The organism is Pseudomonas sp. S36 (genome assembly GCF_016647875.1).
GTDB classification, from domain to species: Bacteria; Pseudomonadota; Gammaproteobacteria; order Pseudomonadales; family Pseudomonadaceae; genus Aquipseudomonas; species Aquipseudomonas parafulva.
In genome coordinates this window covers 1-244 of record NZ_JACVVG010000123.1, presented here as the reverse complement: position 1 = coordinate 244, position 244 = coordinate 1, and the positions used below count along the sequence as shown (strand labels likewise).

1 protein-coding gene is annotated in these 244 nt (G+C 64.3%); it reads right to left on the bottom strand.

The window, feature by feature from the left end; all coding sequences use genetic code 11:
- Window positions 1-117: 117 nt before the first annotated feature.
- Window positions 118-244 (bottom strand): DUF2897 family protein (locus IAE36_RS23550; protein ID WP_201214985.1); only part of this gene is annotated, 127 nt, incomplete at its 5' end.

The following is a 244-nucleotide window of genomic DNA, read 5'->3' as shown; positions in this document are numbered from 1 at the left end:
CGCAGCTCGCGATGGGGTGCAAAGCACCCCCACCCCCGTAGCTGCGCCGCCGCCATCGCCGGGGGCGCTACGCCCCCCATCGCGAGCTACGCTAGCGCCTACACAAACACATATCGCTCAACGGTTCTGAGCATCCTTCGCATCCGCCTCGGCATTGCGCTCATGCACCTTGCGCAATTGCTCCTCGGTAAGAGGCAATTTCTTGGCCGTGTCGCGCAGCATCATCAGCCCGCCGACGATGGAG